This window comes from Pseudofrankia sp. EUN1h, assembly GCF_001854645.1.
Classification (GTDB): domain Bacteria; phylum Actinomycetota; class Actinomycetes; order Frankiales; family Frankiaceae; genus Pseudofrankia; species Pseudofrankia saprophytica.
In genome coordinates this window covers 49,771-64,850 of sequence record NZ_MBLN01000072.1, presented here as the reverse complement: position 1 = coordinate 64,850, position 15,080 = coordinate 49,771, and the positions used below count along the sequence as shown (strand labels likewise).

Here is a 15,080-nt window from a genome sequence, read left to right as displayed (position 1 = left end):
GGTGGTCGAGGCATGATCGAGTGGTGTCTCGCTGCCCTGGTCCGCCGGTACCAGTGCCGGAGTTCGCCGGGTTCCGGTTCCCGCAGGAGGTGATCGTTCTGGCGGTGCGGTGGTACCTGCGGTTCTCTCTGTCCTACCGCGATGTCGAGGAGCTGCTCGCCGAGCGCTGCATCGACGTCGACCACGTCACGATCTGCCGATGGGTCTGCCGCTTCACCCCGCTGCTGATCGACGCCGCCCGGCCGTGTCGCCACAGCCCCGGCGACAGATGGTTCGCGGACGAAACGTACGTCAAGATCGCCGGCAAGTGGCCGATCATGGCCGGTCGAAAGCCCGGCTGCGGCCGATGCGAGGGCTCAAACGGCTGCGCTCCGCCCAGATCATCAGCTCCGGCCACGCCTTCGTCCAGAACCTTCGCCGCGGCCACTACGAACTCGCCACCGACACCGAACCCCACCGCCGCCTCGCGGCAGCGTTCACCGAGCTCGCTCTGGCGCCGTGACCAGGGCACGGAACCGCATCTGCCATGCCGTGTCTCGGCCGGGCGCAACAACGCCGTCGGTGACGGTGGTGGCTTTCGGATCGGGCCGGGCCGGCTCGATCAGCGTCTCGTGGGCCGAGGGCGGCATGCCCGGCATCCCTCTGTCGGATCCGAACCGCCCTGGGCAGGCCACCGAACATCTTGCAGCATGCCAGGTGGTGCGCCGGCGGAGCGCCGAAAGTGCTGGACCCGGATCGGAGCCGCGTTTGGCCTTTCTAACAAGGCAGGTGACCTCGGGGCTGTCCTCCGGCGAGGGTTGGCCCCTTACCTCGGCGCGCTTCTCACCGGCGCGAGCAGCTCTGACCGAAGACACCGCTGGGGGCCTCCTTCTTTGACAGGACGGTGATATGGGACCCTAGATGGGTGGTGACCGAAGCGGACTCGCCCGCTGGCCCGCAAACTGGCGGCGGCGTAGATTTTCTCGTGTCCTACATAGAAACCGACGAGGAGTGGGCGACCTGGATATCCAGTCGGCTGGAGGAAGCCGGGTACAGCGTTCGGGTTGAGGCATGGGACCTCTCCGTCGGGATGCACCGGACCGGGGAGCAGCATCGCGCCCTGATAGAAGCAAAGCGGATCATAGCGGTTGCCTCGCCTGCCTATTTTGCGTCAAAGCGTAAGGCGGTGGAATGGCTATCCGCACTGGCGGAGGACCCGTTGGGTGATCTCCGCAAACTCCTGCCGATGCGGGTAGAAGACTTCCTCTTGCCGGGATTGCTTTCCGAACGGGTCACTACCGACCTGTTCGGCGTTGATGAAGCAACCGCCTATGAACGGCTGCTGGCGGCCGTGCGCGGCGCGAAGAGACCTGAACATGTCCTGGCGTTCCCAGGCAGGCCAGGTACTGGTACTGGCCAGAAGGCGCTGTACTTCCCCGGTCAGTTTCAGGGACGGGGGGCGGCATGGCCGCCGGGCAGGTCACCATTTCCCGGTCTCGCTGCCTTCGACGCCAGCCTGGCGGCAGTGTTCAAAGGCCGAGACGCGGAGATCAGATGGCTCGTAGACACCTTGACCAGCCCGGCTGGGGACAGAGCTGGGCTGCTGGCAGTGGTTGGCCCGTCCGGGTGCGGCAAGTCGTCTCTTGTCGCAGCCGGGCTTGTCCCGGCGATGACGGACGATCCCTACCACTGGCTGGTGGCACCTCCCTTCGCCCCCGGTGACCGGCCACTGGTCGCGTTGGCAGAGGTGCTCGCCGATCTAGCCCGCGATCACGGGTTGAATTGGGAAAGCAGCCAGCTGACCAGCCAGCTCGCCAAGCCGGATGCGATCGTGGAGGTTACGCGAGCACTTCTCGCGGCAGCTCGGACCGCRCCGCGGCTGCTGGTCATCATCGACCAAGCGGAGGAGCTGCTGGTTCGAGCCAGCCCAGACAGCAGGAAGGAATTTCTCGCCGTGCTCGCCGCGGCAAGTGCCGGACCTGTGCGGGTGGTCGCTACCCTGCGCTCGGAGTATCTTGGACGGCTCGTCGAGGAGACCACACAGGTAGGGCTACCAATACGTACCGAGGCAATCCTCCCATTGCGCCAAGAAATGCTTCGTCTGGTGGTCAGCGAGCCGGCGCGACTGGCCGGGCTGACCATCGACGACCAGCTGGTTGCTCGTCTGGTTACCGACACCGGAGACGGGCAAGCCCTGCCGCTACTTGCCTTTACGCTACAACGGCTCTGCGTCCAAGCGCACCGGGTAGGCACGACAATAATCTCCGATGTTCTGTACGAAGCTATCGGCGAAGTGCGTAGCGTTCTCATCGAACATGCCGACGTCGCCCTCGACAAGGCCGCCACCGCTACTGGCCTCAGCCGTGAAGAGGTGCTGACTGGCCTGCTGCAACTGATCAGCGTTGACACCGAGGGCCGCCCAACGCGCCACCGTCTTACCCTCGACGACATAAATGATCGCATCCGCAGTACACTCGCGCCGTTCATTGCCCACCGGCTGCTTACTGTTGACGCTACTCCCGGCGGCTCAGCGACCATTGACATCGCCCACGAACGGCTCTTCGCAGACTGGTGCCCTCTCGCCAAAGCGATCGATCAGAGGTCCGACCAGCTCCGGCTACGCAGTCAGGCCGATACTGCTGCCGCCGACTGGGATCATCACGGTCGCCCACCCAAACGGTTGTGGAGCCTTCCCCTAGCGGCTGAARCACTCGCTGCTTTCGACTCAGACAACCTCACGTCCGTCACCCGCGATTTTCTGATCGATAGCCGTCGTCGAGGCCGACGCAGGCTCGCCCGCATTTGGACCGTTTTTATCGGCCTCCTCGTCGCCCTCGTCGTTCTTGTGGTCTATGGCCTTCAGATGAGGGGTACTGCGGAAGAAGGAGACCGTGTCAGGACCGCCGACCAGCTCCTTGTCCGCGCCGACAGTATCCGCGCCAAGGACCCGGTCCTAGCACTTCGTCTTGCCGTGGCCGCCTACGACCTTTCCCCCCGCAATCACCGAGACCGCATTCGCGGCAATCTGCTCGGCCTCTTGGGCGACACCCCCGCTCTGCGCGCCACCATCACCGCCCACTCCAGCCAGGTGTGGGTAGTGGCCTTTGGACCCAATGAGACACTGGCCTCCGCCGGCAACGACGGAACGGTACTGCTATGGAACGTCACAGACCCAGCGCACCCCGACCCGGCGGGTCGCTTCTTCACGGGTGACGCCGGCCTTTTGTCCACAATGACATTCAGCGTCAATGGGCTCATCGCCACAACCAGCGACAGCGGGACGGCACAACTCTGGGACGTCACTGACCCCACCAACCCTCAGCAACTCGACGCTTCCTTCATCGGCCCCGTCGACACGCTGGCCTTCGGCCCTGGCGGAGTTCTCGCCGCCGTCAGYGGGAAGACGGTGCAGCTCTGGGACGTCACCGACCCGGCCAACCCTCGCAGAGGCGGCAGTCTGACCGGCCACACCGACGATATATTCACGCTGGCATTCGGACCAAACGGTATCCTCGCCACCGCCAGCTGGGACACCACAGTACGACTGTGGGACGTCACTGATCTCGATCACCCCTACCAGCGCGGTAAGCCTCTTACCACCAGCTACGCCAGTTCGGTGACCTCGGTGGCCTTCGGACGAAATGGGATACTAGTATCCGCCAGCGATGACGGGACAGTACGACTGTGGGACGTGGCCAGTCCAGATAGCGCCCACCAGTTTGGCAACCCCCTCACCGGCCACACCAACTCTGAGGCGGACGTGGCGCTCGGACCCGGCAGTCTCCTCGCCACCGCCGACGAGAAGACGATACAGCTCTGGGACATATCCGACCCAATCAATCCACGCCAAGTCGGCGACCCCCTCACCGCCCACACCGACTCGATATCCAAACTGGAATTTGGCCCCGACGGCATCCTCGCCACCGCCAGCTGGGACACCACAGTACGACTGTGGGACGCCGCCAGTTTGCAGCAGCTTCGGACGCATGTGGTAGAGGTGTCCTGTCAACGCGCGGGCGGCGGCCTAACCGAAAAAGAATGGGACCAGTATCTGCCGGATGAACCATTCCGGAATACCTGCGACCCAGCCCGCATCGGGCGTTAGGAATAACCGTTAAGAGTGATCTGCCAGTGAAGACATCGCTAGGCCGCGTGGAGTGAAGCGCCCGTCGGGCTCGTTGCGAATGGCGGCTCTCCCTCGCCGACGGGACGGCCACACGGTCCAACGTGGTGTCCACCTCGGTCCCGGCCGTCGACCAGTGCCGTACGTGGACATGTCGCCCAGACCGCGAGGAACTGCAACATACCGGATCATGGCGTTTTCCAGACACAGGTCGGTGTGGCAAACCAGATCGCCTCGCACGCTAGGGGGAAGCAGGGCGACACCGGAGGGGCCGAGAATCCTCCATCTCTCACGCAGCACGCGTATCCACGCAAATGTCCGCGGCCGGGCGCTCGTCCKGGATCGGCGCTGGCTCGATGCTGGCGGCAGCGCGGCTGGACCATCCCGGCGGGCGATGCCGGCGGGGCGTCGGCGATGCTGTGCGCGTGGAGTACGTGTCCAGAGTGCCGCGACCGCCGCTGGACGGGCTGATCGACGACCTTTACTACCTGGAGGGTGCGCCGCCGTACGCCCGGCTGACGCTGCCGCCGGCGCCGGCGGCGCTGCTCATCGTCAACCTCGGGGCGCCGTTCCGTATCCGCGCCGGGACCGACATCGAGACGGCCGAGTACGCCGACGGCTGCGTGGTCACCATGCCCACCCGCGCGTGGGACTTCGGCTACCCACTCCCGACCCGGTCCGTCGGCGTGCACGTCAAGCCGTGGGGGCTGGCGCCGTTCCTGCCGATGCCCGCGGCCGAGCTGTGTGACCGGCCGGTGACGGTAGAGCAGGTTTGGGGCCGGCCCGCCACCGCTGAGCTGCGAGACCGGCTGGCCACGGCGGACGGACCGCACGAGATGCTGACGCTGCTCGAAGAGGAGCTGATGCGACGGCTGTGCGAGACCCCCGGCCTGAGGCTGGTCCGCCATACGAGCAGCGTCATCGCGGCGACCAGCGGGGCGGTGGCGATCGGCGACCTGAGCGTGGCAGCCGGTGTCAGCAACACTCACCTGGCACAGCGGTTCAAGGAGCTCATCGGCGTCACGCCGAAGCGGCTGGCCCGCACCCGCCGCTTCGCCGCCACCGTGCTCGCGATCAACCCCGCCGAACCGATCGACTGGGGCGAGCTCGCCGGTGGCGCAGGCTACTTCGACCAGGCCCACTTCGGCCACGAGTTCCGGGCGTTCACCGGGCTCACGCCGACCCGGTACGTCGAAGTCCGGCGGCGGTTCCTGCGCGATCATCCCGGCCACGCGCTGGACGGCTGGCCGCTGCCGGCCGATTGATTTCTTACAAGAGCGACAGCTGAGGACGCGCTAATTTGGGGCTCCCCGAAGCAGAGGAGAGCCCCGTGGGCAAGGTGGTCATGTACAGCTCCGTGTCGGTGGACGGCTTCGTCGCGGACGAGAATGACCAGCCCGGACCGCTGTTCGACTGGTTGGTCAGCGGTGACGTCCCGTTGGACGAGAGCGGCGAGGTGAAGGTGTCGCAGACGTCCTACGACTACACCCGGCCGTACTGGGACCAGATCGGGGTGACAATCGCCGGCCGCCACGTCTTCGACCTGACGGACGGCTGGGACGGGAAGCCGCCGAGCGGGGTCGACCACGTGGTCGTCGTGACGCACCGGCCGGAGCCCAAGGGCTGGGACCCCGAGGCGCCGTTTCACTTCGTCGACGGCGTCGAGGCAGCCGTGGCCAAGGCGCAGGAGCTTGCGGGTGACCGCATGGTCGAGGTCGCCGCTGGCGACGTCGGTGGCCAGGTGCTTGCCGCGGGCCTGATCGACGAGGTGCGCATGGACGTCGTACCCGTCGTGTTCGGGTCCGGCAAGCGCTACTTCGGGTCGGTCCACGCACAGCACCTGTTGGAGGGTCCTGACGTGGTGATTCAGGGCAGCCGGGTGCTTCACCTGCGCTATCGGGTACGCCGTTGACCGATCTGAGCGGGTACGCGAAGAAGTCCACTGCGAACGGTGACACAAGATCGGRCCTCCGGCTGCGTTTGCGCATCGCTGTCCCCTGGTCGGGCAGCCGACGCCGATCCGCCCCAGCACCTCACCTGCGGCAAGTTCAACTCAAGATCACTGGTTGCCGGTTTCCGTCGTATCTTGGCCGGCCCCCTCCCTTGTCCGAACACCGACGCCGCTTCACTGTCGGCCTGGTCGCTCGGTCAGTTGCATGAGCCAATGGTCGCTGCCCGTTGCGGAAGTCGGCTGACTCGGCTGGCGGAGGTGGCGGCGGCTCGCAGACGGATGATCTCGTCATGTTGAGCGGCGAGTCGCGCGAGGGCCTGGGTCTGGAACTCGGTGAGTTCGTTGATCGTGCTGGTTGACTCGACCACACGGTTCTTCAGCCCGGTGATCTCGGTCTTGAGGCGGGTGATCTGCGCGTCGCGCGGGTCGGGCTGATCGCTAGCCTGCTGGAGGGTCCGTAGGCGCCGTCCGAACTCGGCGCGGAGATCGGCGTAGGGCCGGGTGCCGCGGAAGGCGGTGCGGTCGACGCCGGACTCGACGGCCAGGGTTGTGATGTCGCAGCGGCCGCCGAGCGGGATCTCGCCGCGCAGGAGCCGGTGGCTTGCGGGCAGCGCGCGGAGTCACACATGCCGGCCAGGGGCCGGTCGGCGTGCGGGGTGCCGACGAGCTTCAGACAGAGCGCCCGGGACKGGTCGGTGAACCCGCAACCCCCATCGTGAGGGCGTTGCCTGGTGCAAGAGTGCCGTGCAGGCGATCTTGGCCAACCGTCGATACACCGGCCACCAGGTGTGGAACAAGCAGCGCAAGCATGAGGAGCTACTCGACGTCGAGGACGTCGCCTTCGGCTACGAAACCAAGCTGAAGTGGAACGAGAAGGACAAGTGGGTCTGGTCGGAGCGCCCCGCGCACCCGGCAATCATCGACGAGAGCACCTTCCTCGCCGCCCAGCAGCGCCTCAGCACCCGTGGCCCGGCCTCAGGACGCATCGGTACGCCGCGAACACAGCATCCCTACGCGCTTCGAAGCCTGCTGTTCCACCAGCAGTGCGGCCGGCGCATGCAGGGCAAAGCGAGCTCAGCGACAAGCTCACGAACGGGGGCGGCCATGACGCTGGTGCCGGTCAGGCCGACGGCGGCGAGGGTCTGTTCGTCGGCGGCGGCGCCCAGGGTGCTGGCGACCTTCCCGCCCCTGCGGACCACGTCCAACGGCGTCAGTCTATTGAAGTTTCAACGAAAACCTAGACGGAGTCGCTTGACCTGTCAAATAGTTTCCGATCGTTGCCTTGTTGATGCTTCAAGCTAGGCTGACGGTGTGGACGCGCAGCAGCCGCGCTGGCTGACCGACGAGGAGATGCAGACCTGGCTGACCCTTGCCAGGGTGCTGATCAGGCTTCCCGCCGCACTCGACGACCAGCTCCAGCGGGACGCCGGGATCAGCCACTTCGAGTACCAGGTGCTGGCGATGCTGTCCGGGGCCCCCGAGCGCACCCTGCGCATGAGCGCCCTGGCCGTCTTCGCCAACGGATCACTCTCCCGGCTCTCCCACGTGGCCGGGCGGCTGGAGAAGGCGGGCTGGGTCCGCCGCGCGCCGGACCCCACCGACGGCCGCTGCACCCTGGCAACCCTGACGGACGCGGGCTGGGAGAAACTCGCCGCGGCCGCTCCCGGGCACGTCGAGACGGTCCGCGCTCTGGTCTTCGATCCCCTCACCCGCGCGCAGCAGCGGCAGCTGGGCGACATCGGGCGCCGCATCTCCCGCACCGTCGATCCTGACGGTAGCGACCTCGACAGATTCTCCGGCTGAGTCGTCTGACCACGTCGACCGCGGGTCCTTCCAGCAATCACCAGCGACGCGCCCGCGAGGACCGGTGGGCTCAAGGCTAGGGAATGAGCCCACCGTCAGTTCGGAGGATCTGTCCGGTGATCGATGCCGCCCCAGGTCCGCAGAGGAAACGGAAGGCGGAAACGACGTCCTCGAGTTCGATCGCCCGATTCAGAAGGGTGCGGGAGGCGACAGCGCTACGAAGGCGTGCGGCGTCGGTGATCGCGGGGCGTTCGTCGCGATCACCGTCCGCGGCGACAAGGGATGTCGGTACTCCGCTCGGAGCGACACCATTCACCCGAACAGCCGGCGCCAGGTCACGCGCCAGGCCATGCACGAGACCGACGCAGGCATGTTTGGCGGTCAGGTACGCGATTCCGGCGTTGTTGGACCTGACGTCGAACGCGGCGTCGGACAACGTCAGTACGACGCATCCTGAGGCAGCGATCAGAGAGTCTGCCGCCGCACGCGCGGCCAGCAGGTAGCCGACGACGTCGACATCGATCACACGCCTGAACGTCTCCTCGAGATGATGCGGTTGGGTATCGAGGAGACGCAGTCCCCCATCATGGATTCCGGCATTCACGATCAGAACGTCGAGCCTACCGTCGATGGCGGCGGTCCCGACCGCCCTTTCGTTGTCCTCGTAGACCCGGACATCCCCCAGGACCGATTTCACGCGAGGATCGGTCGACCGTCTCCTGTCGAATATGGTCACAGCGGCGCCGTCGTCGAGAAAGCTGTCAGCGACGGCCTTTCCGATGCCGGAGGCTCCCCCGGTCACCAGTACGGACAGTGTCATGCGAGCGAGCCCGCCTCCGTAAGCCGACGGCCGCCTGTGAAAGCGGCCGGGTCTAGTAGTGGATGGTCCCGGGCAGGCCGCCGCCGGCACCGACGACGTCGCCGTGCATCGCCATCGACCGTTCGGACGCCAGGAACGTGACCACGTCGGCCACCTCCCGCGCGGTGACCATGCGCCCCAGCGCCGACCCGCGGGCGAGACGCGCCTCGATCTCATCGGGCTCGACGCCGGCGCGCCGTGCGCGGTCGAGTACCAGCTGGGCGGTGCGTTCGGTCCGGGTAGCACCCGGGTTGACGACGAAGACTCCGACGCCGTGCGGTCCCAGTTCGTCGGCCAACGTCTTGGTGAGAGCCACGACGGCGGCGTTACGCATGCTGGTGAGGGGCGAACCGGTGGTGCGGGCGGCCTGGCCCGCGATGTTGATGATCCGACCMCAGCGCTGCTCGACGAAGCGGGGCGCGCAGGCCTGGGCGCAGCGGGCGTAGCCGAACACCTTGTCGTTCATGGCTGAGGCGAACCGTGGACCGCTCAGCTCCGCGACCGTCCTGACCGGTGCCGCGCCCCCCGGCGCCRCAGCACAGTTCACCAGGATGTCCAGGCCGCCGAGCAGGCCCACGGCCCGATCGACCGCCTCGCGGACCGAGCCGTCGTCCTCGGTGTCACCCACGACGGCCACGACGTTCCCTTTTCCATGGCCGGACAGTTCTCGGACCGTCGCGTCCAGCCGCTCGGAACCCCGGGCGAGAAGTGCTACGTCGCAGCCCTCCCAAAGGAGTTGTCGGGCGATGGCCTTTCCGATGCCACCGCTGCCCCCGGTGACCAGCGCGCGGCGGCCGGTCAGATGAAGGTCCACCTCGCTCAGGCCTCCTCGCTCGGTCCGCCGCCGAGGCCGGCGGCGGGCGGCGTGAAATGCCTCGCTAGCATGTCGCGCGTATGCCGGATATGGGTCCGTAGCACCCGCTCTGCCTCGTCGGCGTCGCCCGCCGCCATCGCCTCGATGATCAGATGGTGTTCGGCGCAGGCCTCCTGCCGCCGACCAGGACTCGAGACGACCGATCTGACGTAACGGTGCACGCGGTCGCGGATGTCCTGCACGATGCGGCTGGCCTCGGTCCCGGCGCCGTTCAGCAGGGTGTGCAACGCGATGTCGCCCTGGAACCAGGATTCGGGATCCTTGACCGCGGCGAGCTTTCTGTTCGCGGCGAACAGGGCCGAGGACCCGGCCCGCGAGAGTCTGTCGGTCTGGCGGCGGACGGCGAACACCTCAAGGTGCTCCCGCAGGTCGATCAGCTCCATCAGCGCGTCGGGGCTGATCCCCGTGACGACGTAGCGCTGGAACGGGGTGCCCTCGATGAGCCGCTCGGCCTGCAGGCGCCGCAGCGCCTCGCGCACCGGTACGCGGCTGACGTTGAGCTCGCGCGCGAGGTGCACCTGGTTCAGCTCGACACCGACGGCGAGCGTGCCGTCGAGCACCTGCTCGCGCACCAGCTGGTAGATGTCGTCAGCCATGGTCTGACGACGGACCACGCCGTTCTCAGCCATGCCGACCGCCTCGATCGTGTCGCCGCCGCCAGGCACCGGCAGGCGCGCCCGGGGCATGCCCGGACGCCGCCTGCCGTGACGGCCATGTATCGTCGCCGCCGGCGAATACCGGCGGCGGCAACGTACAGCACTTCATGCTCATCGTACTGGCGCGCCTGTCACTGGTCCGTGACCCGGCCCTGAAAATACGCGCCGAGGTCGTCGGGCTGGCTGTCGATGATGCCGGACTTGATGAGCCCATCGGCAGCACGGCGCATCTGGCCGTCGGCCAGCTTCATCGCGGGCTGGCGCAGCGGGCCGCCGTTGTATCCGTTGAGCCAGCCCTGGTACTTCCAAAGATAACGGTGAATGAAGTTGGCACCCCCGAGCTCGGCCTGGATGTTCGCCCGCATGACCCGCGCGGGCTGGATCTTCCAGTAGAGCTCCAGCGCGCTCTCCCGATCCCCCTTCTTCAGGAGGTCGAACATCAGCGGCACGGAGTTTCCGTAGTATTCGTAGTTCGACGTGCCCACCCACTGCATGTCGAAGAACTCCGTCCACACCGGCGCATTCGCCTCGAACGGGTCCGAGACCACCACCGGCTTGCCGGCCAGGCGCCGGAAGCACTCGGCGTTTCCGACGACGCCGGGCCGACCCACCTCGTACTTGACGCCGATGACGTTGGGCACGTTGTCGACGAGGTGTTCGATCGCGTCCAGCGGATATCCGCTCGGGTCCACGCGCTGGAAGTTGAAATGCACGGCGCAGAACAGGATGACACCGAGCTCGGTGGCGTCGCAGATGTGGCTCGTGTAGTCGATGATGTCCTGGGCGGTGCGTGGATAGAAGCTGTTCGGGTGTCCGAGCAGCACGGCGTCCACACCGGCGTCCTCGGCCGCCTTGCACATCGCGATGATGTCCCGCGAGGTGTCGAACGCGCCGTGCAGCAGGATCTGGTGCTGGCCGCCCGCCTCGTCGACGGCGACCTCCATGAACCGGCGCATCTCGTCGAGGGTGGTGCCGGCCTCGGAGACGAGCAGGCCGCCGGAGAAGCCGAGCTCCATGTTCCGGCGCACGTCATGGCGGATCGCGGCCTCGTTGAGGCCACTGAGGTCCTGCCGGAAGCTCGGCATGATGACGTTGCAGACGCCCTTGAGGTTGTCGAGCGCCCAGTCCTTGGCGGTGCTCTTCGTGTACTGCGCCATGGTGGCTGTCCTTTCGATGAGCCCGATGTCAGGCGTGGTGGGAGGTGAAGAACGTCTCGAGCAGTCCACCGACCTCCTCGGGGCGCTCGACGGGGGTGAGGTGGCGAGCGCCTCGCAGCACATGCAGTGAGGCGCCGGGAATCCGCTCGCAGAGGTCCTGTGCGTGGCTCGGCGGCGTCGCCGGGTCGTCGCTGCCGACGATCACCAGGGTCGGTGCGCTGATCTCGGTGACCCGGTCGCGCAGGTCGAACGCGCCGAGCGCCCGGCAGGTCGCCTCGTACGACGGCAGGTCATTGCGAGCGAAGCGGTCCAGCAGCTCCTCGCACAGCCGCGGGTGCTCCTGCCGGAAACCGTCGGAGAACCAACGGTCGAGCTGGAACTCCGCCAGTGATCGCATGCCGGAGGCGTGCGCCTTGGCGGCCCTCTGCCCCCACTGCTGCGGCGCGTCGGGCCCGTACCAGGCGGTGGTGTCGATGAGCGCCAGGGCAACCGTCCGGTCGACGTCGCGGCTCGCGAAGGCCTGGGCCACCGACCCTCCCAGCGAGAGGCCCGCGACGGCGACCCGCCCGATCCCGGCCGCGTCCAGTGTCGCGGCGACGTCGTCGGCCATCTGCTCGATCGTGAAGTCCGGGCTCGGCGGCGAGGCCCCGTGCCCGCGCAGGTCGACGGTCACGACCGGTCGGCGACGGCGCAGCGTGGGCAGCAGGCCGTCCCAGACGCGCCGGTCGAGGGCGAGCGAGTGCAGCAGGAGAAGCGGGACGGTGTCGCCCCCGGTGTCGCCTCGGGAGCCGGCGTCGTGCCGCTCGTGGGCGAGGAGCATCGTCGCGACCTCGGTCACGACGTGGACTCCGGCGCCCCGCCGTGCTCTCGCACGCACCCGGACAGCACGCCCAGCCCGTCGACGGTCTCCGTCAGGGTCGTCGCGGCGCCGAAACAGGCGACGAGAGCGTGCGCGATGGCCGCCTGCTCGACACCCATGTCCAGCAGGCGCGTGATATGCACGCGCAGCGCGTCGCGCCGGTGTGTGGCCGCCAGGCCGGCGACCACGATCAGCTCGATCGTCTCGTCGGTGAGCGGGCCGGCCTTCAGGGCCTCGCGCCGGAGGTGGCGGAACCCGTCGGCGAGGTCCGGCAGCACGGCGGCGAGCTTTCCCAGTTCGGTCGTGGGCACAGAACTCGATGTCCTCTCCGTGGATGGGCGCGTACGCGGTGGCGCGGTCATCGCGCGACGCTCACGTACTTGGTCTCGGTGAACTCCAGGAGCCCGTCGTGGCCGCCCTCCCGCCCGAGGCCGCTGCCCTTCATGCCGCCGAAGGGCGCGGCGGGATCGGAGAGCAGGCCGCGGTTGACGGCGACCATGCCGAACTCGAGCGCCTCGGAGCAGTGCGTGGCGAGCCGGAGATCACGGGTGTACAGGTAGGCCGCCAGGCCGTACCCGGTGTCGTTCGCGAGCGCGACGGCCTCGTCCGCGTCGTCGAAGGTCACGACCGGCGCGACCGGACCGAAGATCTCGTGGCGGAGCGCGTCGGCCTCGGGCGGCACGTCGGCGAGGACGGTGGGGGCGTAGAACCAGCCGGGCCGCTGTTCGGCGGCGCCGGTCACGACCTGCGCGCCGGCCTGCGTGAGCGAGGCGACGGTCGTGCCCATCGAGACCTGTGCGCGACGGTTGATGACGGGGCCGAGGTCGACGCCGGCGCGGCTGCCCGGCCCCACCGAGACCGACCGCATCCGCTCGGCGAACCGTTCGGTGAACTCGGCCACCACCCGCCGGTGCACGTAGAACCGGTTCGCCGCCGTGCAGGCCTGGCCGCCGTTGCGCATCTTGGCGACCATGGCGCCGTCGACCGCGGCCGCGACGTCCGCGTCGGCGTGCACGAGGAACGGGGCGTTGCCCCCCAGCTCCATGGAGCAGCTGATCACCTGATCGGCCGCCTGTCGCAGCAGCAGCCGCCCGACCTCGGTCGAGCCGGTGAAGCTGAGCTTGCGCACCCGCGGGTCCCGCAGAACCGCCTCCACCAGCGGGCCGGGGTCCGCCGTGGGCAGGATGTTCACGAGCCCGTCGGGGATGTCGCAGCGCGCGAGGATCCGTCCCAGGGCGAGGGCGGTCAGCGGAGTCTCCTCGGCTGGCTTCAGCAGCGTGCCGCAGCCGGCCGCGAGCGCCGGYGCGATCTTGCGCGTCGCCATCGCCAACGGGAAGTTCCAGGGTGTGACGAGCAGGRCTGTCCCGATCGGCTGGTGCCGCACGACGATGTCGGCGCCGCCGTCCGGGGCGGACAGCAGCTGCCCGTAGTTGCGCACGGCCTCCTCGGCGTACCAGCGGAAGAACTCCGCGGCGTACCGGACCTCGGCCAGCGCGTCGGCGCGCACCTTGCCGTTCTCGGCGACGATGAGGTCGGCCAGCTCGTCGGCCTCGGCCATCACCGTCGAATACACACGCCGCAGAAGGACGGACCGCTGGCGAGGGCTGACGGCCGCCCAGTCGGCGCCCGCGCGCTGCGCGGCGTCGATCCCGGCCAGCGCGTCCGCCGGGCCGGCCGAGGCGACGTCGGCGATCACCCGTTCGGTGGCCGGATCGGTCACCGAGAAGCTCGTTCCCTCCGATGCCGCGGTCCACCGGCCACCGATCAGCAACTGGTGGGCCGTAGCCGTCGTGGAAGTCATCGGCCGACCGCCTTGAGCGAGAGAAGATCTCCGGCGTCCGTGCCGAGGCCCGCCTGCTCGGCCCGGGCCAGGACGGCATGCGCGAGCGCGACGTCCTGGGTGGCCAGGCCGACCGACTTGTAGAGCGTGATGTCGTCGTCGTGGCTGCGACCGCGTACTCGGCGCGCGACGGCGTCGGACAGGTTCGCCGCGGCGGTGAACAACCCCTCGTCAGCCCGACGGGCCACGATGGCGTCGCCAGCCTCGCTGAACACCTGGACGGCGGAGTCGCACACGATCGCGTCGAAACGGGCGAAGGCGTCGGTGGTGAGCTCGTACTGGTCTCCACGGGCCGCGCCGATCGAGTTGACGTGCATGCCCGCCCGCAGGTGCGAGGCGGCCAGCACCGGAGTCGGCGACTTGGTGGCGAGGACGACCAGATCGGCGCCGTCCACCGCCTCCTCGACGCTGGAGCAGGCGACCAGCTCGTCGACGAGCGGGTCGGCCATGTCCGTGACGAACGCGGCGCGGTTCGCGCTCGACCGGCTGTAGACGGCCACCTGGCTGGCCGGCCGGACGAGGCGCATGGCGGCGAGATGGTGCCGGGCCTCGGCGCCGGTCCCGATGACAGCCAGGCGGTCGACGTTCTTGCGGGCCATCAGGTCGGTCGCGACCGCCGTGCTGGCGGCGGTCCGCATGGCGGTGATCAGTCGAGCGTCGAGGATGCCGCGCAGCTCCCCTGACGGGAGGTCATAGATCCAGATGGCGTACCGGACCCCGACCCGCGGAGCGAGGTTCATCGCCTTGAAGCCGAAGGTGTTCAGCCCACCGATAGCGACGGGCATCAGCCGCAGCCATCCGCCGCCCGCGGGGACGTCCAGCCGCCGGGGCGTGTCGGCAAGGCCCTCCGACTGTAAACAGAAGACATCTCTCATCGCGTCGATGGCCAGTTCCATCGTCAGGGTCGAGGCGACGTCGTCGTGGCGGAGTATCAGCATGGGTTCGCTTTCGGATCAGGCGCCCGGACGACGTTCTCGTC

The 15,080-nt window shown here is 68.1% G+C and carries 13 protein-coding genes and 1 pseudogene; 6 read left to right on the top strand and 8 right to left on the bottom strand.

All coding sequences use genetic code 11. The features are described from left to right. Nucleotides 1-53 precede the first annotated feature (53 nt). From BCD49_RS46530 to BCD49_RS28000, 6 genes and pseudogenes are all read left to right on the top strand, one after another. Nucleotides 54-502, top strand: a pseudogene (locus BCD49_RS46530) (IS6 family transposase). Nucleotides 503-907: 405 nt separating this feature from the next. Next, the gene (locus BCD49_RS28025; RefSeq protein ID WP_158072970.1) at nt 908-4,084 is read left to right on the top strand and encodes an nSTAND1 domain-containing NTPase; all 3,177 of its coding nucleotides are present in this window, start codon (nt 908-910) and stop codon (nt 4,082-4,084) included. Between the two features lie 437 nt (nt 4,085-4,521). Continuing rightward, entirely contained in the window at nt 4,522-5,367 is an 846-nt protein-coding gene (locus BCD49_RS28020) for a helix-turn-helix domain-containing protein (protein WP_027140877.1), read from the top strand. A gap of 65 nt (nt 5,368-5,432) precedes the next feature. Next, complete coding sequence (locus BCD49_RS28015; protein WP_007513297.1) at nt 5,433-6,014, top strand: dihydrofolate reductase family protein; 582 nt, start codon at nt 5,433-5,435, stop codon at nt 6,012-6,014. Nucleotides 6,015-6,797: 783 nt separating this feature from the next. Then, on the top strand, nt 6,798-7,355 hold the full coding sequence (locus BCD49_RS45310; RefSeq protein WP_007513299.1) for a recombinase family protein: 558 nt from the start codon (nt 6,798-6,800) through the stop codon (nt 7,353-7,355). Between the two features lie 9 nt (nt 7,356-7,364). Beyond that, on the top strand, nt 7,365-7,856 hold the full coding sequence (locus BCD49_RS28000) for a MarR family winged helix-turn-helix transcriptional regulator (RefSeq protein WP_007513301.1): 492 nt from the start codon (nt 7,365-7,367) through the stop codon (nt 7,854-7,856). Between the two features lie 76 nt (nt 7,857-7,932). Here the strand turns inward: BCD49_RS28000 and BCD49_RS27995 are convergent, their stop codons facing one another. The 8 genes from BCD49_RS27995 to BCD49_RS27960 all read right to left on the bottom strand — a co-directional run bounded on the left by BCD49_RS27995 (nt 7,933) and on the right by BCD49_RS27960 (nt 15,039). Next, nucleotides 7,933-8,676 (bottom strand): SDR family oxidoreductase, encoded by a 744-nt coding sequence (locus BCD49_RS27995; RefSeq protein ID WP_007513304.1) that lies wholly within the window; start codon nt 8,674-8,676, stop codon nt 7,933-7,935. A gap of 52 nt (nt 8,677-8,728) precedes the next feature. Further along, nucleotides 8,729-9,529, bottom strand: a complete 801-nt coding sequence (locus tag BCD49_RS27990; RefSeq protein ID WP_071042081.1) for an SDR family NAD(P)-dependent oxidoreductase — start codon at nt 9,527-9,529, stop codon at nt 8,729-8,731. Between the two features lie 5 nt (nt 9,530-9,534). Beyond that, nucleotides 9,535-10,275 (bottom strand): GntR family transcriptional regulator, encoded by a 741-nt coding sequence (locus tag BCD49_RS27985; RefSeq protein WP_007513307.1) that lies wholly within the window; start codon nt 10,273-10,275, stop codon nt 9,535-9,537. Between the two features lie 101 nt (nt 10,276-10,376). Next, complete coding sequence (locus BCD49_RS27980) at nt 10,377-11,402, bottom strand: dihydrodipicolinate synthase family protein (protein WP_007513309.1); 1,026 nt, start codon at nt 11,400-11,402, stop codon at nt 10,377-10,379. A gap of 28 nt (nt 11,403-11,430) precedes the next feature. Continuing rightward, nucleotides 11,431-12,240 (bottom strand): alpha/beta fold hydrolase, encoded by an 810-nt coding sequence (locus tag BCD49_RS27975; protein ID WP_007513310.1) that lies wholly within the window; start codon nt 12,238-12,240, stop codon nt 11,431-11,433. Next, nucleotides 12,237-12,572 carry a carboxymuconolactone decarboxylase family protein gene (locus BCD49_RS27970; protein ID WP_027140879.1) on the bottom strand — a complete coding sequence of 112 codons (336 nt, stop codon included), beginning with the start codon at nt 12,570-12,572 and terminating at the stop codon, nt 12,237-12,239. The genes BCD49_RS27975 and BCD49_RS27970 overlap by 4 nt, the downstream gene beginning before the upstream one ends. 47 nt (nt 12,573-12,619) lie before the next feature. Continuing rightward, a complete protein-coding gene (locus BCD49_RS27965) occupies nt 12,620-14,062 on the bottom strand; it encodes an NAD-dependent succinate-semialdehyde dehydrogenase (protein ID WP_071042080.1) in 1,443 nt (480 codons plus the stop codon). After that, complete coding sequence (locus tag BCD49_RS27960) at nt 14,059-15,039, bottom strand: ornithine cyclodeaminase family protein (RefSeq protein ID WP_007513319.1); 981 nt, start codon at nt 15,037-15,039, stop codon at nt 14,059-14,061. The genes BCD49_RS27965 and BCD49_RS27960 overlap by 4 nt, the downstream gene beginning before the upstream one ends. Between the last annotated feature and the right edge of the window lie 41 nt (nt 15,040-15,080).

What these genes read in the sequence shown, in the direction of transcription:
- BCD49_RS27960 (WP_007513319.1), bottom strand. Translation starts at nt 15,039, where the DNA reads ATGCTGATACTCCGCCACGACGACGTCGCCTCGACCCTGACGATGGAA.
- BCD49_RS27985 (WP_007513307.1), bottom strand. Translation starts at nt 10,275, where the DNA reads ATGCCCCGGGCGCGCCTGCCGGTGCCTGGCGGCGGCGACACGATCGAG.
- BCD49_RS27995 (WP_007513304.1), bottom strand. Translation starts at nt 8,676, where the DNA reads ATGACACTGTCCGTACTGGTGACCGGGGGAGCCTCCGGCATCGGAAAG.
- BCD49_RS27980 (WP_007513309.1), bottom strand. Translation starts at nt 11,402, where the DNA reads ATGGCGCAGTACACGAAGAGCACCGCCAAGGACTGGGCGCTCGACAAC.